24 protein-coding genes are annotated in these 22,934 nt (G+C 72.8%); 17 read left to right on the forward strand and 7 right to left on the reverse strand.

Going from position 1 to position 22,934, the window contains the following annotated elements; genetic code table 11:
* Positions 1-184: 184 nt before the first annotated feature.
* From ACFPZI_RS11430 to ACFPZI_RS11440, 3 genes are all read left to right on the forward strand, one after another.
* The gene (locus ACFPZI_RS11430; RefSeq protein WP_381361818.1) at positions 185-997 is read left to right on the forward strand and encodes a hypothetical protein; all 813 of its coding nucleotides are present in this window, start codon (positions 185-187) and stop codon (positions 995-997) included.
* Positions 994-2,169 carry a type VII secretion-associated serine protease mycosin gene (gene mycP, locus ACFPZI_RS11435; protein WP_381361736.1) on the forward strand — a complete coding sequence of 392 codons (1,176 nt, stop codon included), beginning with the start codon at positions 994-996 and terminating at the stop codon, positions 2,167-2,169. Before ACFPZI_RS11430 ends, mycP begins: the two co-directional genes overlap by 4 nt.
* Positions 2,170-2,233: 64 nt before the next feature.
* Entirely contained in the window at positions 2,234-2,356 is a 123-nt protein-coding gene (locus ACFPZI_RS11440; RefSeq protein ID WP_381361738.1) for a hypothetical protein, read from the forward strand.
* 147 nt (positions 2,357-2,503) lie between these two features.
* On the opposite strand, the gene ACFPZI_RS11445 is transcribed toward ACFPZI_RS11440, so the two are convergent.
* A complete protein-coding gene (locus ACFPZI_RS11445) occupies positions 2,504-2,773 on the reverse strand; it encodes a hypothetical protein (protein WP_381361741.1) in 270 nt (89 codons plus the stop codon).
* Complete coding sequence (locus ACFPZI_RS11450) at positions 2,773-3,294, reverse strand: serine hydrolase (protein WP_381361744.1); 522 nt, start codon at positions 3,292-3,294, stop codon at positions 2,773-2,775. Before ACFPZI_RS11450 ends, ACFPZI_RS11445 begins: the two co-directional genes overlap by 1 nt.
* A 104-nt stretch (positions 3,295-3,398) precedes the next feature.
* Between ACFPZI_RS11450 and ACFPZI_RS11455 the strand changes: the two genes are divergently transcribed.
* Entirely contained in the window at positions 3,399-4,130 is a 732-nt protein-coding gene (locus ACFPZI_RS11455; RefSeq protein WP_381361746.1) for an SseB family protein, read from the forward strand.
* 55 nt (positions 4,131-4,185) lie between these two features.
* Here the strand turns inward: ACFPZI_RS11455 and ACFPZI_RS11460 are convergent, their stop codons facing one another.
* The gene (locus ACFPZI_RS11460; RefSeq protein ID WP_381361749.1) at positions 4,186-4,563 is read right to left on the reverse strand and encodes a DUF1844 domain-containing protein; all 378 of its coding nucleotides are present in this window, start codon (positions 4,561-4,563) and stop codon (positions 4,186-4,188) included.
* Positions 4,564-4,969: 406 nt separating this feature from the next.
* On the opposite strand from ACFPZI_RS11460, the gene infC reads away from it, so the two are divergent.
* From infC to ACFPZI_RS11510, 10 genes are all read left to right on the forward strand, one after another.
* Complete coding sequence (gene infC / locus ACFPZI_RS11465) at positions 4,970-5,677, forward strand: translation initiation factor IF-3 (RefSeq protein ID WP_381361820.1); 708 nt, start codon at positions 4,970-4,972, stop codon at positions 5,675-5,677.
* A 120-nt stretch (positions 5,678-5,797) separates the two neighbouring features.
* Positions 5,798-5,992: a 50S ribosomal protein L35 gene (gene rpmI, locus ACFPZI_RS11470; protein ID WP_055574739.1), complete on the forward strand. Its 195-nt coding sequence runs from the start codon at positions 5,798-5,800 to the stop codon at positions 5,990-5,992.
* A gap of 100 nt (positions 5,993-6,092) precedes the next feature.
* Positions 6,093-6,476: a 50S ribosomal protein L20 gene (gene rplT, locus ACFPZI_RS11475; protein WP_004933571.1), complete on the forward strand. Its 384-nt coding sequence runs from the start codon at positions 6,093-6,095 to the stop codon at positions 6,474-6,476.
* A gap of 133 nt (positions 6,477-6,609) precedes the next feature.
* Positions 6,610-7,506 (forward strand): TrmH family RNA methyltransferase, encoded by an 897-nt coding sequence (locus ACFPZI_RS11480; RefSeq protein WP_381361752.1) that lies wholly within the window; start codon positions 6,610-6,612, stop codon positions 7,504-7,506.
* Positions 7,507-7,636: 130 nt separating this feature from the next.
* Positions 7,637-8,782, forward strand: coding sequence for a sensor histidine kinase (locus tag ACFPZI_RS11485; protein ID WP_381361755.1), 1,146 nt, complete (start codon positions 7,637-7,639; stop codon positions 8,780-8,782).
* 148 nt (positions 8,783-8,930) lie between these two features.
* The gene (pheS, locus tag ACFPZI_RS11490) at positions 8,931-10,052 is read left to right on the forward strand and encodes a phenylalanine--tRNA ligase subunit alpha (RefSeq protein WP_381361757.1); all 1,122 of its coding nucleotides are present in this window, start codon (positions 8,931-8,933) and stop codon (positions 10,050-10,052) included.
* On the forward strand, positions 10,052-12,562 hold the full coding sequence (gene pheT, locus ACFPZI_RS11495; protein WP_381361760.1) for a phenylalanine--tRNA ligase subunit beta: 2,511 nt from the start codon (positions 10,052-10,054) through the stop codon (positions 12,560-12,562). The genes pheS and pheT overlap by 1 nt, the downstream gene beginning before the upstream one ends.
* A gap of 465 nt (positions 12,563-13,027) precedes the next feature.
* Positions 13,028-14,092, forward strand: coding sequence for a PP2C family protein-serine/threonine phosphatase (locus ACFPZI_RS11500; RefSeq protein WP_381361762.1), 1,065 nt, complete (start codon positions 13,028-13,030; stop codon positions 14,090-14,092).
* A gap of 271 nt (positions 14,093-14,363) precedes the next feature.
* A complete protein-coding gene (locus ACFPZI_RS11505) occupies positions 14,364-15,713 on the forward strand; it encodes a transcriptional regulator (protein ID WP_381361764.1) in 1,350 nt (449 codons plus the stop codon).
* 168 nt (positions 15,714-15,881) lie between these two features.
* Positions 15,882-16,427, forward strand: coding sequence for an NUDIX hydrolase (locus ACFPZI_RS11510; RefSeq protein WP_381361767.1), 546 nt, complete (start codon positions 15,882-15,884; stop codon positions 16,425-16,427).
* Between the two features lie 40 nt (positions 16,428-16,467).
* Here the strand turns inward: ACFPZI_RS11510 and ACFPZI_RS11515 are convergent, their stop codons facing one another.
* The gene (locus ACFPZI_RS11515) at positions 16,468-16,725 is read right to left on the reverse strand and encodes a hypothetical protein (protein ID WP_381361770.1); all 258 of its coding nucleotides are present in this window, start codon (positions 16,723-16,725) and stop codon (positions 16,468-16,470) included.
* Between the two features lie 240 nt (positions 16,726-16,965).
* Positions 16,966-17,826, reverse strand: a complete 861-nt coding sequence (locus tag ACFPZI_RS11520; RefSeq protein WP_381361773.1) for a 3-hydroxybutyryl-CoA dehydrogenase — start codon at positions 17,824-17,826, stop codon at positions 16,966-16,968.
* 205 nt (positions 17,827-18,031) lie between these two features.
* Here ACFPZI_RS11520 and ACFPZI_RS11525 point away from each other — a divergent pair, with 205 nt between their 5' ends.
* A complete protein-coding gene (locus tag ACFPZI_RS11525) occupies positions 18,032-19,333 on the forward strand; it encodes a glycoside hydrolase family 10-like protein (RefSeq protein ID WP_381361776.1) in 1,302 nt (433 codons plus the stop codon).
* A 73-nt stretch (positions 19,334-19,406) separates the two neighbouring features.
* On the opposite strand, the gene ACFPZI_RS11530 is transcribed toward ACFPZI_RS11525, so the two are convergent.
* Both ACFPZI_RS11530 and ACFPZI_RS11535 read right to left on the reverse strand, forming a co-directional pair.
* Positions 19,407-19,601, reverse strand: coding sequence for a DUF1918 domain-containing protein (locus tag ACFPZI_RS11530; protein WP_381361779.1), 195 nt, complete (start codon positions 19,599-19,601; stop codon positions 19,407-19,409).
* Between the two features lie 159 nt (positions 19,602-19,760).
* Positions 19,761-20,756 carry a DMT family transporter gene (locus ACFPZI_RS11535; protein ID WP_381361782.1) on the reverse strand — a complete coding sequence of 332 codons (996 nt, stop codon included), beginning with the start codon at positions 20,754-20,756 and terminating at the stop codon, positions 19,761-19,763.
* On the opposite strand from ACFPZI_RS11535, the gene ACFPZI_RS11540 reads away from it, so the two are divergent.
* Positions 20,755-22,224, forward strand: a complete 1,470-nt coding sequence (locus tag ACFPZI_RS11540; protein WP_381361785.1) for an aminotransferase-like domain-containing protein — start codon at positions 20,755-20,757, stop codon at positions 22,222-22,224. The genes ACFPZI_RS11535 and ACFPZI_RS11540 overlap by 2 nt on opposite strands.
* A gap of 104 nt (positions 22,225-22,328) precedes the next feature.
* Positions 22,329-22,922: a histidine phosphatase family protein gene (locus tag ACFPZI_RS11545; protein WP_381361788.1), complete on the forward strand. Its 594-nt coding sequence runs from the start codon at positions 22,329-22,331 to the stop codon at positions 22,920-22,922.
* Positions 22,923-22,934: the final 12 nt, after the last annotated feature.

Consider the following 22,934-nt stretch of genomic DNA (forward strand, 5'->3'; position numbering starts at 1 on the left):
CGGACCGGCGCGGCGTCCCGCGCGGGACGACGCGTGGGTCCCGGCCTCGCGTCCGGGCGCCGAGGAGCCGTACGGCTCCGGGCGGACCACAGCCGCGCACTCCGGCCCGGGCATCCCCGACCCCGCGTTCTCCTGGAGTGCTCCCATGGCACCCGGCGGTGCCTCCGGCTCCGGCCGGCCGGTCGTGACGTTCGCGCAGCCCGAGGGGTATGACGAGAACGCCCGGCCGCACCCGCTCGGACGGCGGGGCCGCTCCCAGGTCGTGGCCGCCGCGGTCTGTCTCGTCCTCGGCGTGGGACTGATCGGCGGTGCTGTCGCCGGGAGCTGGCTCGCCGGGGACTCCGGCGAGACGGGGGTTGACAGCGGCTTCGCCGCCGCCGGAAGCATGTGGCACAACGTCCCCGTCGACGAGCTGTTCCCGCCCACCGTCCAGGGCAAAGGCGCCGGCCCCGGCGACGCCGACCGGGTCTGGACCCGGATAGCCGTGGCCCCGGACAGCGGCTGCGAGGACGCCTTCGACCCGCTGCTGCGCAAGCTGCTCGCCCCCGTCGGCTGCGAACGCCTGCTGCGCGCCACCTACACCGACGCCACCCAGAGCCATGTCACCACCGTCGGCCTGCTGTTCACCAAGGCCGACGCCGCCGGCATGGCCTCCCTCGCCGGCCGGTTCGACAAGGAGCGCCTGGACCGTCGTACCGACCTGATACCCCGCCCGTACGCGGCGAAGGGCACCGCGGCCGCCGGCTTCGGCGCCGGACAGCGTGCCGCCTGGGCGATCTCCGTCCTCACCGACGCCCCCGTCGTCGTCTACGCCGTGACCGGCTGGGCCGACGGCCGCGGCGTCGACACCCCGCTGCCCGCCGGGGACGCCATGGAGTCCGGCGCCACCACCGCCCCCGCCCAGGCGGGCCTCGGCCACGAGGCGCAGGGCCTCGCCGACCGGGTCGAACGCGGCCTGCGCAAGAACGTCGGTACGACCACGGAGCAGCCGTCATGAGGCCCGCGACCGCCCGAGCCGCGACCCTGAGCGTCCTGCTGGCCGCCGGCCTCGCCCTGCTCCCCGCCACCGCCGCGTACGCGGACAGCATCCGCGACCAGCAGTGGGGCCCGAACGCCCTGCACACCCAGGAGGTCTGGCGCACCACGCGGGGCGCGGACGTCACCGTCGCCGTCCTGGACACCGGGGTCGACGCCGAGCACCCCGACCTCGCCGGCAACGTCCTGGCCGGAAAGGACCTGGTCGGCTTCGGAGCCGAGGCAGGCGACCGCGCCTGGGCCCGGCACGGCACCGCCATGGCGGGCATCATCGCCGGTCACGGACACGGCGTCGGGAACGGCGAAGGCGTCCTGGGCATCGCGCCCGAGGCGAAGATCCTCCCCGTCCGCGTGATCCTGGAGGACGGCGACCCCTCCCGCGCCAAGGCCCGCAGCACCCGCGGCAACGCCCTCGCCGAAGGTATCCGCTGGGCCGCCGACCACGGCGCCGACGTCATCAACCTCTCCCTCGGCGACGACTCCGCCTCCGCGCATCCCGAGTCCGGCGAGGACGAGGCCATCCAGTACGCCCTCCGCAAGGGCGTGGCCGTCGTCGCCTCCGCCGGGAACGGCGGCGAGAAGGGCGACCGCGTCTCCTACCCGGCCGCCTACCCGGGTGTCATCGCCGTCACCGCCGTCGACCGCTACGGCACCCGCGCCCCGTTCTCCACCCGGCGCTGGTACGCCACGGTCAGCGCCCCGGGGGTCGACGTGATCATCGCCGACCCCGACCGCAAGTACTACGAGGGCTGGGGCACCAGTGCCGCCGCGGCGTTCGTCTCCGGTGCCGTCGCCCTGGTCAGGGCGGCCCACCCGGACCTGACCCCGGCCCAGCTCAAGAGCCTCCTGGAGGACACGGCCCGCAACGCCCCCGCCGACGGCCGCGACGACTCCCGCGGCTTCGGCTTCGTCGACCCCGCCGCCGCCATAGAGGCCGCCGCCCGGCTGAAGCCCGAGGGCCTGAAGTCGGCGGCCTACGGCGAGCAGTACTTCGGCCCCGGCCCGGACACCGCCGAGTCCGACACCGACACCGCCGACTGGGCCGCCCCCCTCGCGGGCGGCGCGGGAGGCGTCCTCCTGGTCGCCACGATCGTCCTGTGGCGCGGCCGCCGCCCGAGCCACGAGGACGCCTGAAGCCCTGTCCGGGCGCTCACGCGCCTGTTGGGGGATGGCTCGGTGGAGGGATCCGGGGAGCGCCATGGAGACGACCCGCGCGGAGGTGGTCGCGCTCGTGCAGCGGATCAAGCAAGCGGACTACGCCTCGGAGGACGAGGTGGCCGACTGGCCGGCCGGACTCGGCCTAGCCCTGGGAGGCCCGTAGGGACATGTCGGCGACGTGGTCTTCCGGCCGCCGGAGCGGGACCTCTCGGCCGATGAGGTGATCGATCAGGCTCTGGCATATCGGCCGATCGCCCCGTGACGCCCTTCCTCAGGATCTTTGAGCAGGGGACCGCCCAGCGCGTCGCCGTTAATTGCCCCGCCCACGCGCGGGCGCCTGAACACTCTGACGCCCGTCTCCCGTGAACGCCGATACCACCGCCCGTGCTGCCGTCTCCACCAGTGCCACGCCCCGGGCCATCGTCGGGTTGCCGTCGGACAGCGCGGCCACCAGGAGGTCCCGGCCCCCGAGCGTGACACGGCCGATGCTGTTCACCACCCACAGTCCGGTCGCGTCGCGAGGCACCCAGCCGTTCTTCACCGCCCACACCGCGCCGCCCGGCGGCAACGCGTCCGCCATCACCGGCACCCCCCCCACGCCTGCTCCGGGACCACCCGCCCCATCAGCCCCCGCACGTACGCCCGCGGGGCCGCGGTCAGCTTCGAGTCCGCCGAGGCCCCGAACACCTGGCGGAGCAGCAGAAGTTGATCGGCGACCGTGGTCCGGGTCAGCCCCCACCGGGGGCCATCGCCGCCCTCGGTGCCGGTCAGGCCCAAGCGGGCGTGTGCCGCGTCGAGGCCGGCCGCCCGCCCGATCGAGCGCCACAGCGCGGACGCCGCGTCGTTGTCGCTGCGCTCGATCATCGCCGCGGCGTACGACCGCTCCTCACCGGTGAGCGCCCGTCCCACATCCTGCGCCTCCAACAGCAGCGCCGCCAGGATGCCGACCTTCACGACGCTCGCCGTGACGAACGCCCGGTCGCCGTGGCGGACGCTCACCCCCGACACCGGGTCCAGCACCCCCACCGACACCTCGGCACCGGCCGGCACAGCCACCGCCGCCATCGCCGCCGGACGCGCACCCCACCCGTCGGACCTCACCGGCGCCTCCCGCTTCCCGCCGCTTCCTGCCGCTTCGCGGCCGCCCCGTCCCGCCGTCCGCCCGCGTGCGAGCCTGCCACCCCAGGCCGATAGGGTCGACGACCGTGGCGAACAAGAACATTCCCGACCCCGGCTACCGTGACGACGACGGCTCCGCCGACCCCCGGCTGAGTGCGGCGCTCGCCGCCTGGGCCGAGGACGGCAACGCCGTCGCGCCGGTCCTCGACGCGCTCAAGGGCACCCGGCTGCTGGTCCCCGTCGTGGCCGTCCTCGGCGAGGTCGAGGAGGACGAGAACGGGCTGCGCCGCGAGAAGACCAGCGACATGGCCGTCCCCACCCTGAAGGCCGGCGACCGCATCGCACTGCCCGCCTTCACCTCCACCGACTCGCTCGCCCGCTGGGACCCGCAGGCCCGCCCGGTCGCCGTACCGCTGCACCAGGCCCTGCAGGCCGCCGCGCACGAGAAGGCGGACACGGTCGTCCTCGACCTGGCCGGGCCCGTGCCCTTCGAACTGACCGGCCCGCTGCTGCTCGCGCTCGCCGAGGGACGCACGACGACCGACCCGCTGGCCGACCCCGCGGTCACCGACGCCCTGCGTGCTGTCGTCGCCGCGGAGCCCGCCGTCCTGCGCGCCCACCTCGGGCCGGGACAGGCCGACGGCACCCTTGCCCTGGTCCTCGACCCCGCGGCCTCCGTCGCCGAGGCCGCCCGCGCCGTGGCGCAGCGCCTCGCCGCCGACGAAACACTGAGGGCCCGCCTGGTGCGCGGCCTCGACCTGGCCGTACTGCCGACCGAGGCGACGCCGCCGGGCGAGCCCTTCTACGTACGGGCGTGACGCGTACCTACGCGTCACGCCCGTGAAGGGGCTCGGACCCCGAGCCCCTTCATGCTCAGCCGTAGATCGCGCCCGTGTACTTCTCGCCAGGGCCCTGCCCCGGCTCGTCCTTGACGAGCGAGGCCTCACGGAACGCCAGCTGGAGCGACTTCAGGCCGTCGCGCAGCGGCGCCGCGTGGAAGGAGCTGATCTCGGTCGCGGACGCGTCCAGCAGACCGGCGAGCGCGTGCACCAGCTTGCGGGCCTCGTCCAGGTCCTTGTGCTCGTCGCCCTCCTCGGTCAGACCGAGCTTCACGGCCGCGGCGCTCATCAGATTGACGGCGACCGTCACGATCACCTCGACGGCCGGGACCTCGGCGATGTCACGGGTCATGGCGTCGAAGTCGGGGCTGTCGGCGGTCTCGGGGGTGTCCGAGGGGGAGGTCTCACTCATGCCCCACACGATAGGGCCCGGCGCGTGTCCCCTTGACAGCAGGAGGGGCGTCGGCAGAAAGCGCGGGACAGGCGGTTAGCGCACCTCCGCGGAAGCTGGTAACCTCGTGTAACGACCGGTCGGACCCGTCTGCTCACAGCATGCGTTTCCGGCCCACAAGTGGAGGCTTTCGAACTCCCACCTGATCGTCCCCCGGATGACAGGTCACCGGTCAGGCGGTGCCGCTCAGCGGTGACCCGCCCGAAAGTGCGCCCCGCGATGACCGCGGCGGTGCTCCGGTAGTTCGAGGAGCCCCGCCTGTGATCGTCCGGGGCATTTTTGTTGCTTCGGCGCGGTTAGGTCTAACGAACACAGACGTTACGCGGCTGTCCGCCAGACCGTCGCGTGGTGCTATCGAGGAGGATCCATCAGCGCCGAACCCCGTATCAACGACCGGATTCGCGTTCCCGAGGTGCGACTTGTCGGTCCCAGTGGCGAGCAGGTGGGCATTGTCCCGCTGGCCAAGGCACTGGAGCTTGCGCAGGAGTACGACCTGGACCTGGTCGAGGTCGCGGAGACTGCCCGCCCGCCCGTGTGCAAGCTCATGGACTACGGGAAGTTCAAGTACGAGTCGGCCATGAAGGCCCGTGAGGCGCGCAAGAACCAGGCGCACACGGTCATCAAGGAAATGAAGCTCCGGCCGAAGATCGACCCGCACGACTACGACACCAAGAAGGGTCACGTCGTCCGGTTCCTCAAGCAGGGCGACAAGGTCAAGATCACGATCATGTTCCGTGGTCGCGAGCAGTCCCGGCCCGAGCTGGGCTACCGCCTGCTGCAGCGGCTCGCGGAGGACGTCCAGGACCTCGGGTTCATCGAGTCGAACCCGAAGCAGGACGGCCGGAACATGATCATGGTTCTCGGTCCGCACAAGAAGAAGACCGAGGCGATGGCCGAGGCCCGCCAGGCGCAGGAAGCCCGCAAGGCGGACGCGAAGGCCCACCCCGGCCGCTCGCAGAACGTCGCGGAGGCCGACGAGCAGTCGGAGGCCGACGAGCAGTCGGAGGATGCCAAGCAGTCGGAGGACGTCGAGGCGTCGGCCGAAGTTCAGGCTGAGGCTCCCGCCGACGCGTGACCACATGACCTCGGGGCCCGCCGGCCCTTAAGGACATAACCGAAACAAGTACGACGCTCCACCGTGCCCGGTTTTCGTGACCGGGCACCGGAGCGCCACCGACGAGGAGATAACGGCGCCATGCCGAAGAACAAGACGCACAGCGGTGCCAGCAAGCGCTTCAAGGTCACCGGCTCCGGCAAGGTGCTCCGTGAGCGCGCCGGCAAGCGCCACCTGCTCGAGCACAAGTCGTCCCGTGTGACGCGTCGCCTCACCGGCAACGCCGAGATGGCCCCGGGCGACGCCAAGAAGATCAAGAAGCTTCTCGGCAAGTGATGTTCCGGCGCTCCGGCGCCGTACGCACGTCAGAACCGGGACTCAATCGATTTCGGGCCACGTGACCATCAACCGCGGCCCCGCTACAAGGAGTTAAAAAGTGGCACGCGTCAAGCGGGCAGTCAACGCCCACAAGAAGCGCCGGGCGATCCTCGAGCAGGCCTCCGGTTACCGCGGTCAGCGTTCGCGCCTGTACCGCAAGGCCAAGGAGCAGGTCACCCACTCGCTGGTCTACAACTACAACGACCGCAAGAAGCGCAAGGGTGACTTCCGCCAGCTGTGGATCCAGCGCATCAACGCCGCTGCCCGCGCGAACGGCATCACGTACAACCGCTTCATCCAGGGTCTGAAGGCCGCGAACGTCGAGGTCGACCGCAAGATCCTGGCCGAGCTGGCCGTCAACGACGCCACCGCCTTCGCCGCGCTCGTCGAGGTCGCCCAGAAGGCGCTGCCGGCGGACGTGAACGCGCCCAAGGCCGCGTGACGCCGCGCCGGTCCTGTAACCGGCGTGATCCAACGGACCCGCAGGCGCTGCCTGCGGGTCCGTAGTCTGTCCGGAAGCTGCCGCGGCACCCGCGCGGGAGCCACCGCGGAAGCTGCGAGCGAAAGTGAACCGAATGCCCCCCGCCACCCCCGAGTTGATCTCCTCCCGCTCGCCCCGCGTGTTGGCCGCGCGGCGGCTGGCCAAGCGGAACTTCCGGGGCAAGGAGCGACTGTTCCTCGCCGAGGGGCCGCAGGCCGTACGGGAGGCCGCCGTTCACCGCGACACCGCCGCTCACCGGGACGCCGCCGCTCACCGGGACGCCGGCGCCGCCACCCTCGTCGAACTGTTCGCCACCCCGGAGGCCGCCGAGCGGTACGCGGACATCATCGGCGCCGCCCGGGACGCCGGCGCCCGCATCCACCTCGCCGACGAGCAGGTCGTCGCCGACATCTCCACCACCGTCACCCCGCAGGGCCTCGTCGGCGTGTGCCGCTTCCTCGACACCCCCTTCGAGGAGATCCTCGCCGCCCGCCCCCGGCTCGTCGCCGTCCTCGCGCACGTACGCGACCCCGGCAACGCCGGGACCGTCCTGCGGTGCGCCGACGCCGCCGGCGCCGAGGCCGTCGTCCTGACCGACGCCTCCGTCGACCTGTACAACCCCAAGGCCGTACGCGCCTCCGTCGGCTCGCTGTTCCACCTGCCCGTCGCCGTGGGCGTCCCCGTCGAGCGCGCCGTGGTCGCCCTGAGGGACACCGGCGTACGGGTACTCGCCGCGGACGGTGCCGGCGACCGCGACCTCGACGACGAACTCGACCACGGCACCATGGGCGGGCCCACCGCCTGGGTCTTCGGCAACGAGGCATGGGGACTTCCCGAGGAGACCCGGGCCCTCACCGACGCCGTCGTCCGTGTTCCGATTCACGGAAAGGCCGAAAGTCTGAACCTCGCCACCGCTGCCGCCGTATGTCTCTACGCGTCGGCGCGTGCACAGCGCGCCGTCGGAGGGTGCCGCTCCGTCACCGAGAGCTAGTAAGGTGACCTGCCCGGGGACCCTCCCCCAGCTCTCGGCCGTACCCCAGGCTCCCCGGCTCCGACCGGACCGGGGTACCCCGCCTGAGCGCGGGGCACCCCGAGGAAGTACGGAGAGGTGGGGTACGGGGATGACCATCGGCACGAGCAGCGCACCGGGAGCACCTCGGGCGGCGCGCCCGCCCGCGCCCCGGTCCGCCGGCCCCGCCGAGCTCGGCATCGATCCCGACCAGCTGCCCGACGGCCTCGTCGTCGCCGACGAGCACGGCAGGGTGATCTGCTTCAACGCGGCCGCGGCCCGCATCACCGCCGTCCCCGCCGAGCGCGCCCTCGGCGGGCGGCTCGACGCGGCCCTGCCGTTGGAGGACCTGGAGGGCCGGCGCTGGTGGCAGCTCACCGACCCCTACGGCGGCCTCGCCATCCGGGTCGGCCAGCCCGAGCGCAACCTCCTGCTGCCCGGCGGCCGGGAGGTCCTCGTCTCCGCGCGCTACGTCCGCACCCGGCCCACCGGACCGGTCCACCGCGTCGTCGTGTCGCTGCGCGACACCGAGGCCCGGCGCCGCACCGAACGCAGCCACGCCGAACTGATCGCCATCGTCGCCCATGAACTGCGCTCCCCGCTCACCTCCGTCAAGGGCTTCACCGCCACCCTGCTCGCCAAGTGGGAGCGGTTCACCGACGAGCAGAAACGGCTCATGCTGGAGACTGTCGACGCCGACGCCGACCGGGTCACCCGGCTCATCGCCGAGCTCCTCGACATCTCCCGCATCGACTCCGGGCGCCTCGAACTGCGCCGCCAGCCCGTCGACATCGGAGCCGCCGTCGGACGGCACATCCAGGCGTACGTCGCTGCCGGACAGCCCGCCGACCGGTTCCTGCTGCGGATCCAGCACCCCCTGCCCGACCTGTGGGCCGACCCCGACAAGGTCGACCAGGTGCTGAGCAACCTGCTGGAAAATGCGGTGCGCCACGGCGAGGGAACCGTCACCATCGACATCACGCCCTCGACGTCCCCCCGCGACCGGGAGAACGGCGAGCACGCGGCCACGTCGGTCACCGTGAGCGACGAGGGTCCCGGCATCCCGGAGGAATCCATGAACCGCGTCTTCACCCGCTTCTGGCGGGGCAGCAAGCGCGGCGGCACCGGCCTGGGGCTGTACATCGTCAAGGGCATCGTCGAGGTCCACGGCGGCACCATCACGGTCGGCCGCGCCCCCGGCGGCGGCGCGGAACTCCGATTTACGTTGCCCGTGGCGGCCCCCGCGTATCTCAGCTAGCGCGCACCCAGGGCCCCACGGGCGCATTCGCGCTCCCTCACCCCGTTAGACTCGGCCTCTGGCACCTTTGTGTCCCACACACGGAGACGCTTCGGCCACGAGCCGGTGACGGGGACCATCAGCCAGCCAATCGGAAGTACGGGAAGAGATGTCGGCACCCAATAAGTCGTACGACCCTGTCGAGGTCGAGGCGTTGAAACCGGAAGAGATCGAGCGCATGCGGGACGAGGCGCTCGCCGCCTTCGCCGCCGCGGACTCCCTCGACGCCCTCCACGAGGCCAAGGTCGCCCACACCGGCCCCGCCTCGCCGCTGGCCCTCGCCAACCGCGAGATCGGCGCCCTGCCCCCGCACGCCAAGGCCGACGCGGGCAAGCGCGTGGGCCAGGCGCGCGGCGGGGTGAACAAGGCCCTCGCCGGCCGCCAGAGCGAACTGGAGGCCGAGCGGGACGCCCGGGTCCTGGTGGAGGAGGCGGTCGACGTCACCCTGCCCCACGACCGCGTACCGTCCGGCGCCCGACACCCGCTGACCACGCTGTCCGAGCGCATCGAGGACATCTTCGTGGCCATGGGCTACGAGGTCGCCGAGGGCCCCCAGGTCGAGGCCGAGTGGTTCAACTTCGACGCCCTCAACATCGGCCCGGACCATCCGGCCCGCGGCGAGGCCGACACCTTCTTCGTGCAGGGCCCCCAGGGCGGCACCGAGTCCGGTGTCGTGCTGCGCACCCACACCTCGCCCGTGCAGATCCGCTCCCTGCTCGGCCGCGAGCTGCCGGTCTACGTGATCTGCCCCGGCCGCGTCTACCGCACCGACGAGCTGGACGCGACCCACACCCCCGTCTTCCACCAGGTGGAACTCCTCGCCGTGGACGAGGGCCTCACCATGGCGGATCTCAAGGGCACCCTGGACCACATGGTGCAGTCGCTGTTCGGCGAGGGCATGAAGACCAGGCTGCGGCCGAACTTCTTCCCCTTCACCGAGCCGAGCGCCGAGATGGACATGCTCTGCTACGTCTGCAAGGGCGAGTCCGTCGGCGACCCCGACCGTCCCTGCCGCACCTGCTCGTCCGAGGGCTGGATCGAGCTCGGCGGCTGCGGCATGGTCAACCCGCGGGTGCTGACCGCCTGCGGCGTCGACCCCGAGAAGTACAGCGGCTTCGCCTTCGGGTTCGGCATCGAGCGGATGCTGATGTTCCGCCACAACGTCGAGGACATGCGAGACATGGTCGAGGGCGACGTCCGGTTCACCCGGCCGTTCGGGATGGAGATCTGATGCGGGTCCCGCTTTCCTGGCTGCGGGAGTACGTCGACCTGCCGGCCACCGAGACCGGCCGCGACGTGCAGGCCAAGCTCATTTCGGCCGGCCTCGAGGTCGAGAGCGTCGAACACCTCGGCGTGGACCTCAAGGGCCCCCTGGTCGTCGGCCAGGTGCTGACCATCGAGGAGCTGGCCGACTTCAAGAAGCCGATCCGCTTCTGCACCGTCGACGTCGGGCAGGCCAACGGCACGGGCGAGCCCCAGGAGATCGTCTGCGGCGCCCGCAACTTCGCGGCCGGCGACAAGGTCGTCGTGGTGCTCCCCGGCGCGGTCCTGCCCGGCGGCTTCGCGATCGCCGCCCGCAAGACCTACGGCAAGGTCTCGCACGGCATGATCTGCTCCAGCGACGAGCTGGGCATGGGCGACGACGGCACCAAGGGCATCATCGTGCTGCCGCCCGAGACCGAGGTCGGCAAGGACGCCATCGAGCTGCTGGAACTGGTCGACGAGGTCCTCGACATCGCCGTCACCCCGGACCGCGGCTACTGCCTGTCGATGCGCGGCGTGGCCCGCGAGACCGCCACCGCCTACGGGCTGCCGCTGCGCGACCCGGCCCTGCTCGACGTCCCCGGGCCGAACGCCTACGGCTACCCGGTCGAGGTCTTGGACCCCGTCGGCTGCGACCGCTTCACCGCCCGCACGGTGACCGGACTCAGCCCCGACGCCCGCTCCCCGATCTGGCTCACCCGCCGGCTGCAGAAGGCCGGCATGCGCCCGGTCTCCCTGGCCGTCGACGTCACCAACTACGTGATGCTGGAGCTCGGCCAGCCGCTGCACGCCTACGACCGCTCCCTGGTCCAGGGCACCATCGGCGTGCGCCGGGCCGAGCAGGGCGAGAAGCTCACCACCCTCGACGGGGTGCGGCGCACCCTCGACGCCGAGGACCTGGTGATCACCGACGAGCGCGGCCCGATCGGGCTCGCCGGTGTCATGGGCGGCGCCGACACCGAGATCGCCGACCACGACCTCGACCAGGCGACCTCCGAGGTCGTCGTCGAGGCCGCGCACTTCGATTCGGTGTCGGTCGCCCGTACGGCCCGCCGGCACAAGCTGTCCTCCGAGGCGTCCCGGCGCTTCGAGCGCGGCGTCGACCCGCAGGCCGCCGCCGCTGCCGCGCAGCGCACCGTCGACCTGCTGGTGCTGCTCGCCGGCGGTACCGCCGAGGCCGGGGTCACCGAGGTCGCCGCCCCGTCCGCGCCGCACACCCTCACCATCCCGGCCGACCACCCGGACAAGGTCGCCGGCGTCACCTACGGCCGGGAGACCGTCGTACGCCGCCTCCAGCAGGTCGGCTGCGACGTCTACGGCCAGGACGAGTTGGTCGTCACCGTGCCGTCCTGGCGGCCCGACCTCACCGACCCGAACGACCTGGCCGAAGAGGTCATCCGGCTCGAGGGCTACGAGAACCTGCCCGTCACCCTGCCCCGGCCGCCCGCCGGACGCGGGCTGACCTCCCGGCAGCGGCTGCACCGCCGGACCGGCCGGGCCCTGGCCGGCGCCGGATACGTCGAGGCGCCGAACTACCCGTTCGTCGGCGAGCAGATCTTCGACCAGCTCGGCCTGGACGCGGACGACCCGGCCCGCAGGGTGGTGAAGCTGACCAACCCGCTCAACGACGAGGAGCCCGCGCTGCGCACCTCGCTGCTGCCGGGCCTGCTCGGCGCGCTGCGGCGCAACGACGGACGCGGCAGCCACGACGTCGCGCTGTTCGAGACCGGTCTGGTCTTCAAGCCGCGCGAGGAGCAGCGGGCCGCCATCCGCATGCCCGTGGACCGGCGGCCCACCGACGAGGAACTCGCCGGGCTCGACGCGGCGCTCCCGGACCAGCCGCGGCACGTCGCCGCGGTTCTGGCCGGTGCCCGCGAACAGGCCGGCTGGTGGGGCGCGGGCCGCCCGGCCGACTGGGCCGACGCGGTCGAGGCCGCCCGTACCGTCGCCGCCGAGGCGGGCGCCGAACTCGTTGTCCGCCAGGGCCAGTACGGCCCGTGGCACCCGGGCCGCTGCGCCGAACTGGCGGTCACCGTCGACGGCACCGAGCGGGTCATCGGCCACGCCGGTGAGCTGCATCCGCGTGTGGTGAAGAACCTGGGCCTGCCCGCGCGCACCTGCGCGATGGAGCTCGACCTGGACATCCTGGAGCAGGCCGGCGAAGGCACCCCGCAGGCGCCGGGCATCTCCACCTTCCCGGTCGCCACGCAGGACGTCGCCCTGGTCGTCGACGGCTCCGTGCCGGCCGCGGACGTCGAGGCGGCCCTGCGCGAGGGCGCCGGTGAACTGCTGGAGTCCCTCCGCCTGTTCGACGTGTACGAGAACGCCGAGCAGTTGGGCGAGGGCCACAAGTCCCTGGCGTACGCGCTGCGGTTCCGCGCGCCCGACCGCACGCTGACGGTCGACGAGGCGTCCGCGGCCCGAGAATCGGCGGTCGCCCTCGCGGGCGAGCGCACCGGGGCGGTCCTCCGGGGCTGACGCCCTCCGGGCCGGAGGGCTCCTCGGGGCCTACGGCGTTTTTCGGGGACCGCGTGTCCGCCGGCCACGGCTCGTTCGTGCCGTGGCCGGTCACGCGGTCCCCGTGAGCCATGGGGGCCCGTCCGGCAGATCACGCCAAAGACACCGGGCGGCCGCAGGGCCCCGGGCCGCTGCGAGCAAGGTCCGCCCTGTGCCGGGGCCTCCGTCGCGCCGGGGGACACGGCAGCCGTCGCTCACCGCCGCTGGACAGGCCCCGCCGGCCGCCTCCGACGCTGCCGCCGGGCAAGGCTCGGTCGTCCCCCAGGACCGTATGAGTCCCACGCACCTTCGCTTCCCCCGGTTACCTCACTCGTTCGGGTGACATTTCCGGGCGATACGTCCGGATCGGGTGATCCGGTCGACAGAATCGGACCGGCCTTTCGAGGCCGATCTGCGCTGTCCGGGCCAAAATGGGGGGCCATCGGCATGATCCGCTTCAAGGGTGGGGCGCCCCGCACAGGGCGGTCCAGGACCAGCTCATGGGGACCGGCCGTCTCATGGGGACCCGACCACTGCCCGCTGCTGCGCCGGGCGCTCGCCCGCGGGCTGCCGCCCACGGTCCTCGGCGCTCTCGGTACCGGACTGGCCCTGCACGTCGGGCGGAGCCTGCTGCGGGAGGTGCGGCGCAGTCGCACGATCACCCGCACCGCGCAGCGGATGCTGCGGCCGCCTCCCCGCGTCGACGGGCTGACCGTCGCCGCCGTCCAGCTGTCCGCCGACCGGGGCGCCCGGATCGGCGGCGATCTGTATGAGGTGGTCGTCACCGAGTACGGCGTACGGGCGGTCATCGGCGACGTCCGCGGACATGGGCTCGGAGCCGTCCCCACCGTCAGCGCCGTTCTCGCCGGCTTCCGCGAGGCCGCGCACGACGAGCCCGACCTGGCCGGAGTCCTGCGCCGGCTGGAGCGGGCGATGGACCGGCACCTGCGGGAGCGGGCGCGTGCCGAGCGCCTGTCGGCGGGCGCCGGCCACGTCTTCCGGACCGCCGAGGAGTTCGTCACCGTACTGCTGCTGGAGATCCTCCCCGACGGGGAGATGCGGGCCCTGAACTGCGGGCACCCCTGGCCCCATCTGCTGAGCGGTCCACGGGCCGAACCGCTCGCCCGCACGGACCCGCTCCCGCCGCTCGGCCCGTTTCCGCTGCCCGCCGAACTCCCCGTCGTTCCCTGCGACCCGCTGCTGCCCGGCGACACGCTCGTCCTGCACACGGACGGAGTCGAGGACGCACGGGACGCCGACGGCCGCTTCTTTCCGCTGTCCGAGGTGCTCGCCTCGGCCTCTCGCGAGGCTGCGCCCACACCGCAGGCCGTCCTGCGGACGATCCTCACGGCGCTGGTCCACCACACCGGTGGCCCGCCCCAGGACGACGTCGCCCTGCTGATCCTCAGGAACGAGCGCCCGTTCCCCCGGGCCCCTTCGGGGCCGGGGGGCACCGCGCGGTCCGGCACGACGGACCTCTCCCCGACGAGCCCACTGCAGCACCCGGCGTGACCGGTCGCCTGACGTGATCGTCAGGGCCGGCGGTGCCGTCCGCCCCGCCACGGAGTGTCGGGCAGGCAGCCGGGCGGACGGCGTGGAAGCGGGCCGCCGCACTGTACGAGGGGGAGCCGGCGGCCCGGCCGGCCTCTTTCGAGGCACCTCAGTCAACTGGTCGGCAACTCTCCGCGACAGCGTGCACACCCTGCGGATGCGAGCGCTCCGTTCGCACCCCGTGTGAAAGCCCAGCCACTACTCTGTCGGCACCGATCCCCCGGGGGGCCTCATGCAGCCCAACACTCTGCTCGACGCGGTCCTGGACGAGGCCGGTATCTCGCACGCCGGCCTGGCCGCGCACGTCAACCAGGCCGGCCGGGCGCGCGGCCTGTCCCTCAGATACGAACACACCGCCGTGGCACGCTGGTTGAAGGGGCAGCGGCCCCGGGGCCAGGTACCCGACCTGATCTGCGAGGTGCTGGCGGGCCGGCTGCACCGCCCGGTCACCCTCGACGACATCGGCCTCGGCGTCCCCGGCGTCCCCGGCGAACCCTCCGTCCCGCACACCGGCACACTCTCCGGTTTCGTCGAGCGGGCCACCGCGCTGTGGCGCTCCGACCAGCAGCGGCGCCCGCACATACTGGGCGCGCCCGCGGTCACCGGGACCCCCGCCGTGATGCCCGTCTGGGAGTGGGAGAACCCGCCCGAGGACGTCGATGTCTCGCGCGGCGGCCGTCACCGGGTCACCCCCGGCGACCTGGACATGCTGCGCGCCGCCCGCGGCCACTACGAGCAGATGTATCGCAAGGCCGGCGGCGTCGCGACCCGTGACCGCATCGTCGGCTTCCTCAACGCCGAGGCCGCCCCCCTGCTCCGGGGCGGCTACACCGACGCCATGGGCCGTCAACTGCACCGGGCCACGGGAGGGTTGGTGGCCGTCGCCGGGATCTGCGCGTACGACTCCGATGCCCACGGCCTCGCCCAGCGGTACTTCCACCAGGCGCTCCGGCTGGCAAAGGCCAGCGGTGACCGGGGCCTTGGCGCGTATGTGATCGCGCTCCTCGTCAACCAGTCGCTGTTCATGCGGGAGTACCGGCAGGCCGTCGCCTTCGCGGAGGCCGCGCTCCGTGCCGCCGGCAAGCACATCACGCCGGCGCTCGCCTCCGACCTGTACGCGATGCAGGCCAAGGCGTACGCACACCTCGGCGACGGCACCGGCGCGCTGTCCCGCATCCGGCGTGCCGAACAGGCCGCCGAGCGCATCCGGCGCGGCCGCGAACCCGACGAGACCGGCTATGTCCAGCCCGGCCTGGTCAACGTGCAGGTGGCGGAGGCCCTGCTCAGTCTCGGCGAGCTGGCGGCGGCGGGTGAGCACGCGGCCGCCGCCGTCGACAACCCCGCGCACGACCGGGGCCGGGTGCACCGCCTCGCCATGTTGAGCACCGTCGAACTGCGGCAGGGCAACGCCGACAAAGCGGTCGCCATCGCCGTGCAGATGGCCGAACAGGCCCGGGGAATGGAGTCGCAACGGCTGCGCGACAGACTCCGGGCCGTGCGCGATCACCTGGTGCGCAACGGCTGCGAAGGTACCGCCGAGGCGGCCGAACTCATCGACGGGGCACTGCGCGTACCGCTGTAGGCGCCGCGGCGCGGAGGGGGTGGAAGGGCAGGGGCCCCGGATGTCCGCGCCGTGCGGCCGTGCGCCGTGCCGCGCCGTCCACTGCGCCGCCGGCGGCCTCCTGTGCGCCTGCTGCTGAACCGTCGCTGCTGCGATATTGCCACCTGTCGAATGAAAGGTGGCATAACCGTGCAGTGGGCGAACAAGAACGAGCAAACCGTGTATGCGAACCGCTGGTTCAGTGTCAATCTCGCGGATGTCGAGCTGCCGGACGGCCGGCATCTCGACCACTTCCTCATCCGGCTGCGGCCCGTCGCCGTGGCCACGGTGGTGAACGACGCCAACGAGGTCCTCCTCCTGTGGCGTCACCGCTTCATCACCGACAGCTGGGGGTGGGAACTCGCCGCCGGAGTCGTCGAGGACGGCGAGGATGTCGTCCGGGCGGCGGCCAGGGAGTTGGAGGAGGAGACCGGCTGGCGGCCGGGGCCCCTGCGCCATCTCATGAGCGTGGAGCCGTCCAACGGGCTCACCGACGCCCGGCATCACATCTACTGGGCCGACGAGGGCGAGTACCTCGGACATCCGGTGGACGACTTCGAGTCGGACCGCCGGGAGTGGGTGCCGCTCAAGGTGGTCCCCGACCTGGTCGCCCGCGGTGAGGTCCCGGCCGCCAACATGGCAGCCGCGTTACTCCTGTTGCACCATCTCAGGCTGGGGCAGGACGCCATGCCCTGACCCCTCCGCAGCCGTCGGCCGTCCGGCCCGGGTGCGTGCGTCAGCGGCCGAACGCCTGCCAGGCCGTCACGACGAGCGCGCCCACGGCCGTGACGGCCGCGACCGCCTGGAGCGGCCAGCGGGCGTGCTCCAGGGTGACGATCCGGGTGTTCAGCTCGTCCAGCTCCCTGGCCGCCTCCTCGGTGCGATGGCTGAGCAGCGCCAGTCCGCCTTCGACGCGGGCGTATGCCACATCGAGGCGGCGCCGTAACTCTGCGACCTCACCCTGGACGGCGGGCTGTTCGGGATCGGCGGTCACAAGTCCGCTCCTCTCCGTAATCCTTCTCGTTTCATGTCCACGGAGGGAGAGTCAACTCCCCTGGTGGGCGCGGAGTAAGAGTGTGCGGGAGGCATATGCGGGCCCGGCGCGCACACGGCGTGTGAACGCCGCGAGCCCGGCACCCTTTGCGGTTCAGGTGTGCCGGGCCCCTTCGCATGGCCGGAATGCGACGGTCGGTGAACATGACGGGACATCAATTCCCCGTCATGGGTGATTGACTCAGCCGTAGCTGTAGAAGCCGGAGCCGCTCTTGCGGCCCAGACGGCCCGCGTCGACCATGCGCTGGAGCAGCGGGGGAGCGGCGTACAGCGGCTCCTTGTACTCCTCGTACATCGAGTACGCGACCGAGGCCACCGTGTCCAGGCCGATCAGGTCGGACAGCTTCAGCGGGCCCATCGGGTGGGCGCAGCCCATCTCCATGCCGTTGTCGATGTCCTCGCGGCTGGCGATGCCCGACTCGAACATCCGGATCGCGGAGAGCAGGTACGGGATCAGCAGCGCGTTCACCACGAACCCGGAACGGTCCTGGGCGTGGATCGCGTGCTTGCCCAGCACCTTCTCGGCGAAGAGCTGCGCCCGGCTGATCGTGCCCTCGGAGGTGGTGAGCGCCGGGATCAGCTCGACCAGCTTCTGCACGGGGGCCGGGTTGAAGAAGTGGATGCCGATGACGTGGTCCGGCCGCGAGGTGGCGACCGCCAGCTTCACCAGGGGAATCGAGGAGGTGTTGGAGGCCAGGATCGCGTCCGGCCGCGTCACCACCTGGTCGAGCACCCGGAAGATCTCCGTCTTGACCTGCTCGTTCTCGACGACGGCCTCGATCACCAGGTCGCGGTCCGCGAACTCGCCCAGGTCCGTGGTGAAGCTCAGCCGGGCCTGGGTGGCCTCCAGCTCCTCCGCCGTGATCTTGCCGCGCTCGGCCGCCTTCGTCAGGGAGTTGTACAGCCGGGTACGGCCGATCTCCAGGGCCTCACCGGTGGTCTCGGCGACTCGCACGTCCAGTCCGGCGCGGGCGCACACCTCGGCGATCCCCGCGCCCATCTGGCCGCAGCCCACCACTCCGACGCGTTCGATGTCGGTCACATCGTCCCTTTCGCTTCCTGGGCGCGGCTCGGGTCCTTCTGGCCTGCGCTGTCTACGACTCCTGGCAGGATCGCCGGGTTCCGGCCGCCTGCTCCGTCCGTGCACGTTACCCGGAAGTATCGATGATCGATCGCGGGGGTCGGGCATCCTGGGGCCCGGAGCGGTCCGCGGCCGGGCGGATCGCGGCTTTTGTGACGGGTGCGAAATGGGACGAGTGTCACGCAGGGCATTCGCGGCGGCGGCGCTGTCGGCGGTGACGATGATGACGGCCGCGGCGGCTGCCCCGGGACGGCCGATGTCCGGGCCGTCGGGCGCGGCGGGGGGCCGGGGCGCGGCTGCCGGTGAGATGCGGGGCGTGTGGCTGGCGACCGTGGCCAACCGGGACTGGCCGTCCCGCCCGGGGCTGAGCGCCGCCGAGCAGCGGGCCGAGCTGATCGCCCACCTCGACGCGGCCGTCCGCAACCGGCTCAACACCGTGATCTTCCAGGTGCGGCCCACGGCCGACGCCCTGTGGCCGTCCCCGTACGAACCCTGGTCCTCCTGTCTCACCGGCACCCAGGGCGTGGACCCCGGCTGGGACCCGCTCGGCACCGCCGTCACCGAGGCCCACGCCCGCGGCCTGGAACTGCACGCCTGGTTCAACCCGTACCGGGTCGCCGCGCACGCCGACCCCAGCCGGCTCGCCGCCACCCACCCGGCCCGCGAGAACCCCGGCTGGGTGGTCCCGTACGGGGGGAAGCTCTACTACAACCCCGGCCTGCTCGAGGTCCGCGCCTTCGTCGAGGACGCGATGCTCGACGCGGTGCGCCGCTATCCCGTCGACGCGGTCCACTTCGACGACTACTTCTACCCCTACCCCGTGGCGGGCGAGACCTTCGACGACGACACCGCCTACGACACCCACGGCGGTGCCTTCCCCGACCGGGCGGCCTGGCGGCGGGACAACATCGACCGGCTGGTGCGCGAGACGGCGGCCCGGATCAAGGAGACCAGACCCGACACCCGCTTCGGCATCAGCCCCTTCGGGGTCTGGCGCAACGCCGGCACCGACCCCCTCGGCTCCGACACCAGGGCGGGCGTGCAGACCTACGACGACCTGCATGCGGACACCCGCCGGTGGGTGAGGGAGAACTGGATCGACTACATCTGTCCGCAGCTATATTGGTTGGCGCAACCGCTTGACCAGCAGGTTCCGGCAAATTATTCAGTCCTCGTGCCGTGGTGGTCAGAGGTCGTTCGTGGCACTGACGTACAGCTCTACATCGGCGAAGCCCTCTACAAGGCGGGCGACCCGGCGCAGCCTGCGGCCTGGCAGGACCCGGCCGAACTTTCCCGGCACCTCACGCTCGCGGCGTCGTACCCGCAGGCGCGTGGGCACGTCTTCTTCGCCGCCCGGGAGGTGGCCGCCGACCCGGCCGGCGCGATGGCCCGGGTGGTCGCCGACCACTACGGGCAGCCGACGCCCTCCCCGGTCCGACGAGCCGAAGAGTCGAAGGCTGATCGTTGACCCAGGGGCTTTCACTTGGACCGGCCGGGTCAGGGAGCCCGGCCGGCGTTGACAACGCTCGGGATCCATACAGCTAGTGCTGATGATTCCTGTGCCGGATCTCGGAATCGGGGCCGGGGGAGCACACGGCCTCGTGCCCGTCCTCGAAGCGGACGCGGTAGGGCGGATCGCCCTTCGGGCCCATCACTTCGACGATCTCGGCGACCTTGTCGTGCTGACCGACCACCCTGCCGTGCTGGACAAGCCGGTCGCCCACAGTTGCGCGCATCGGGGTCTCCTCACCATGTGCGGGAGCAGCGGTCCGTGGCTCCGAGTCTACGGCGGAGCGGGTAGTCCGGCAGGGCGCGTGCCGGGCGCCCCGATGTTGGGCGCCTCGGGCGGTGGTCGGCAGGGCCGCCGTCGTGGGCACGTGTGTCCGTACGGTCCGTCAGCCGCGTGCCCGCTGCGTGACGGCGATGCACACCAGTACCGCCGCCGCCGTCAGCGGGGCCGCCGCTGTCAGGTGCTCGCCCAGGAGAAGCACCGACCACACCAGGGTGAGCAGCGGCTGGGCGAGCTGGAGCTGGCTGGCCCGGGGGATGCCGATCGCCGCCATGCCCCGGTACCAGACGACCAGCCCCAGGAACTGGGACCCCGCCGCCACCCACAGCACTCCGGCCACGCTGTGCGCGGTCAGCCGCACCGGCTCGACGGCCAGCGCGAGGGCGGCGGCCGGTACGGCGAGCGGCAGGCACAGCACCAGCGCCCAGCTGATCACCTGCCGGCCCGGCATCACCCGGGCCAGCCTGCCGCCCTCCGTGTACCCGGCCGCGCACACCACCAGCGCCGCGAAGAGATACAGATCGGCCGTGGTCAGCGCGCCGCCGCTCTGCCGCACCGTGAAGACCGCCACCGCGGCGGCACCCGCGAGGGCCGCCGCCCAGAAAGTGCGCGAAGGGCGGGAGCCGACGCGCAGGGCGGAGAACAGTGCGGTGGTGAGCGGGAGCAGGCCGACCACGACGGCCGCGTGCGCGGTGGTCGACGTCTGCAGGGCCAGCGTGGTCAGCAGCGGGAACCCGAGGACGACCCCGGCGGCGACCACCGCGAGCCCCGGCCAGTGCCGGCGGGCGGGCAGCGGCACACCGCGCCACCGCGCCAGGCCCTTCCGGGAACGCACCGGAACACCTGCCGCTCCCGCCTCCAGGGCCCCCGCCCGCGTCCCCACCGCGAGCAGGCAGCCGCCCGCGATCAGCCCCGCCAGCACGCAGCGCACGGCCACCAGGGACCAGGGGCCGAACCCCTCCAGCCCCCAGGCGGTGGCCGGGAAGGTGAGCGAGAAGGCGATGACGCCGAGGGCGGCCTGCAGGGTGCCGAAGCCGGCGCGGTCCCGGCGGGCGGGGACCGCTATCGGGTTCGCGGTAGTAGCGCTACTCTCTGTTCTCATGTATGAGCGTAGCAGCGTTGCCGATTTGGCGGATCGGCTGCGACAGGAGCTGGACCGCTACTCGCCGGGTGGAAAGCTCCCGTCGAGCCGGGCGCTTGTGGAGCGGTTCCGGGTGAGCCCCGTGACCGTCTCGCGGGCGCTGGCCCAGCTCGCCGCCGAGGGGTTGGTGGTGACCCGGCCCGGCGCCGGCGCGTTCCGGGCCGCCCGGCCCGCGTCCTCGGCCCCCACGGCCGGTGACACCTCCTGGCAGGAGGTCGCGCTCAGCGCCGACGGTGCCGCCGATCTCGCCCCGCGCTCGGTCGACGCCTCCGGCGTCCTGGCCTCGCTCGCCGCCCCGGCGCCCGGCGTGATCGAGTTCAACGGCGGCTATCTGCACCCCTCGCTGCAGCCGGAGCGCGCGATGGCGGCCGCACTGTCCCGGGCCGGGCGCCGGCCGGGAGCCTGGGGGAGACCGCCCGTGGAAGGACTGGTGGAGCTGCGCGAGTGGTTCGCGCGCAGCGTCGGAGGCGCGGTCACCGCGGCGGGGGTGCTGATCACCGCGGGCGGCCAGTCCGCGCTGACCACCGCCCTGCGCGCGCTCGCCCCGCCCGGCGCCCCCGTCCTCGTGGAGTCGCCCACCTACCCCGGCATGCTGGCCGTCGCCCGCGCCGCCGGACTGCGTCCGGTGCCCGTGCCGGTGGACGCGGACGGAATGCGGCCGGAGCTGCTCGCCGACGCCTTCCGGGCCACCGGCGCCCGGGTCCTCGTCTGCCAGCCCCTGTTCCAGAATCCCACCGGCGCCGTCCTCGCCCCCGAACGGCGCGGCGAGGTGCTGCGCATCGCGCGCGAGGCGGGCGCGTTCGTCGTCGAGGACGACTTCGTCCGGCGCCTGGTCCACGAGGACGCGGGCCCCCTGCCCCGCCCGCTGGCCGCCGACGACCCCGACGGCGTCGTCGTCCACGTCTGCTCGCTCACCAAGGCGACCTCGCCGAGCTTCCGGGTGAGCGCCCTCGTCGCGCACGGCCCGGTGCTGGAGCGGCTGCGCGCCATCCAGATCGTCGACACCTTCTTCGTCCCCCGGCCCCTCCAGGAGGCCGCACTGGAACTCGTCGGCTCGCCCGCCTGGCCGCGCCACCTGCGGACGGTCTCCGCCGAGCTGAGAGCCCGCCGCGACACGATGACCGCCGCGCTCCGGCTCCGGCTGCCCGAACTCGCCCTGCCGCACATCCCGGCCGGCGGCTACCACCTGTGGCTGCGCCTGCCCGACGGCATCGCCGAGTCCGCCCTGACCGCGGCGGCCCTGCGCGCCGGCGTCGCCGTCACCCCGGGCCGCCCCTACTTCAGTGCCGAGCCCCCGGCCGCCCACCTGCGGCTGAGCTTCGCGGCGGTCGCGGGTGCCGGGGAGATCACGGAGGGCGTACGGCGCCTGCGTACCGCCTGCGACGAAGTGCTCGGACAGGCGGGGCAGGGGCGCCGGCACTGCGCATGACTTGTCCGGCAGGTCCGGACCGAGGCCGTACAACCTGATGGACTCCAGGTAACGCCCCGGCCGTACCCCTTGATTTGTACACTTCAGGGACTGACCATCGCGGCATGGCACTTCGGGTCACGTTCGTTGCCGCAGCGGGAAGCCTCTCGCGACTGACCGAGCGTTTCGAGGACGACCGGCCGCTGGATCAGGCCGGGTGGAGCGACGTGCAGCGGGTGGCCCGTGAGCTGCTCCCGCTCGCCGCCGCCGATCTGCGCTACTGCTCACCGAACCCGCGCAGCCGTGCCACCGGTGACGGACTCGGCTACACCCCGCTGGTCCAGCTCGCCCTGCGCGACTGCGGCATGGGCCGCTGGCGCGGGCTGACCCTGGGGGAGGCCATGGCCCGCGAACCGGAGGCCGTGGACGCCTGGCTCGCCGACCCGCGCGCCACCCCGCACGGCGGAGAGTCGCTCCTGGACTTCATCACCCGCGTCGGCGGCTGGCTCGACACCCGGCCGGCCGAGGACCACTGCCGGGTCGTCGCGGTGGCCGAACCGTCCGTCATCCGCGCCGCACTGGTGTACGCGTTGAAGGCGCCGCCCGCGACCTACTGGAACATCGACGTCCGCTCGTTGTCACGGGTGAGCGTCACGGGACGGGCCGGCCGCTGGAGCCTGCGCATCGAAGGGGTCTCCACCCGGACGACGCGGATATAGCCGTTCGCCGCC

It is taken from the genome of Streptomyces chlorus (assembly GCF_042655885.1).
In the GTDB taxonomy this organism is placed as follows: Bacteria; Actinomycetota; Actinomycetes; order Streptomycetales; family Streptomycetaceae; genus Streptomyces; species Streptomyces chlorus.

What these genes read in the sequence shown, in the direction of transcription:
- ACFPZI_RS11500 (WP_381361762.1), top strand. Translation starts at nt 13,028, where the DNA reads ATGATCCGCTTCAAGGGTGGGGCGCCCCGCACAGGGCGGTCCAGGACC.
- ACFPZI_RS11535 (WP_381361782.1), bottom strand. Translation starts at nt 20,756, where the DNA reads ATGAGAACAGAGAGTAGCGCTACTACCGCGAACCCGATAGCGGTCCCC.
- ACFPZI_RS11485 (WP_381361755.1), top strand. Translation starts at nt 7,637, where the DNA reads ATGACCATCGGCACGAGCAGCGCACCGGGAGCACCTCGGGCGGCGCGC.
- ACFPZI_RS11505 (WP_381361764.1), top strand. Translation starts at nt 14,364, where the DNA reads ATGCAGCCCAACACTCTGCTCGACGCGGTCCTGGACGAGGCCGGTATC.
- ACFPZI_RS11480 (WP_381361752.1), top strand. Translation starts at nt 6,610, where the DNA reads ATGCCCCCCGCCACCCCCGAGTTGATCTCCTCCCGCTCGCCCCGCGTG.
- pheS (WP_381361757.1), top strand. Translation starts at nt 8,931, where the DNA reads ATGTCGGCACCCAATAAGTCGTACGACCCTGTCGAGGTCGAGGCGTTG.
- ACFPZI_RS11440 (WP_381361738.1), top strand. Translation starts at nt 2,234, where the DNA reads ATGGAGACGACCCGCGCGGAGGTGGTCGCGCTCGTGCAGCGGATCAAG.
- pheT (WP_381361760.1), top strand. Translation starts at nt 10,052, where the DNA reads ATGCGGGTCCCGCTTTCCTGGCTGCGGGAGTACGTCGACCTGCCGGCC.
- mycP (WP_381361736.1), top strand. Translation starts at nt 994, where the DNA reads ATGAGGCCCGCGACCGCCCGAGCCGCGACCCTGAGCGTCCTGCTGGCC.
- rpmI (WP_055574739.1), top strand. Translation starts at nt 5,798, where the DNA reads ATGCCGAAGAACAAGACGCACAGCGGTGCCAGCAAGCGCTTCAAGGTC.
- ACFPZI_RS11525 (WP_381361776.1), top strand. Translation starts at nt 18,032, where the DNA reads ATGGGACGAGTGTCACGCAGGGCATTCGCGGCGGCGGCGCTGTCGGCG.
- ACFPZI_RS11445 (WP_381361741.1), bottom strand. Translation starts at nt 2,773, where the DNA reads ATGGCGGACGCGTTGCCGCCGGGCGGCGCGGTGTGGGCGGTGAAGAAC.
- ACFPZI_RS11545 (WP_381361788.1), top strand. Translation starts at nt 22,329, where the DNA reads ATGGCACTTCGGGTCACGTTCGTTGCCGCAGCGGGAAGCCTCTCGCGA.
- ACFPZI_RS11530 (WP_381361779.1), bottom strand. Translation starts at nt 19,601, where the DNA reads ATGCGCGCAACTGTGGGCGACCGGCTTGTCCAGCACGGCAGGGTGGTC.
- ACFPZI_RS11540 (WP_381361785.1), top strand. Translation starts at nt 20,755, where the DNA reads ATGTATGAGCGTAGCAGCGTTGCCGATTTGGCGGATCGGCTGCGACAG.
- ACFPZI_RS11460 (WP_381361749.1), bottom strand. Translation starts at nt 4,563, where the DNA reads ATGAGTGAGACCTCCCCCTCGGACACCCCCGAGACCGCCGACAGCCCC.